This window comes from Streptomyces sp. SID12501 (assembly GCF_010550245.1).
Lineage (GTDB): Bacteria > Actinomycetota > Actinomycetes > Streptomycetales > Streptomycetaceae > Streptomyces.
On record NZ_JAAGLU010000297.1, the window covers coordinates 1 to 586 of the forward strand.

General features: G+C 72.5%; 1 protein-coding gene. It reads left to right on the forward strand.

Annotated elements, in window-relative coordinates; genetic code table 11:
• Position 1: 1 nt before the first annotated feature.
• Positions 2 to 586, forward strand: a 585-nt coding sequence (locus tag G3I71_RS45845) for an ATP-dependent DNA helicase (protein WP_369335582.1), incomplete at its 3' end; no start/stop codon positions are given.

The window sequence follows — 586 nt, forward strand, 5'->3', positions numbered from 1 at the left end:
CATCCAGGCAGGCACCGGCACCGGCAAGTCCCTCGGCTACCTGGTGCCGGCCCTCGCGCACGGCGAGCGCGTGGTCGTGGCCACGGCGACGCTGGCCCTCCAGCGCCAGCTCGTCGAGCGCGACCTGCCCCGGACGGTGGAGGCGCTGCATCCGCAGCTCCGCCGCCGCCCGCAGTTCGCCATGCTCAAGGGCCGGTCCAACTACCTCTGCCTGCACCGCCTCCACGAGGGCGCCCCGCAGGACGAGGAGGAGGGACTCTTCGACCAGTTCGAGGCGGCCGCCCCCACCAGCAAGCTCGGCCAGGACCTGATCCGGCTGCGTGACTGGGCGGACGAGACCGAGACCGGCGACCGCGACGACCTCACCCCCGGCGTCTCCGACAAGGCCTGGAGCCAGATCTCGGTCTCCTCGCGGGAATGCCTGGGCGCGACGAAGTGCGCGTACGGGGCCGAATGCTTCGCGGAGGCCGCCCGTGAGCGGGCCAAGCTCGCGGACGTGGTCGTCACCAACCACGCGCTGCTCGCCATCGACGCCATCGAAGGGGCGCCCGTGCTCCCGCAGCACGAGGTCCTGATCGTCGACGAG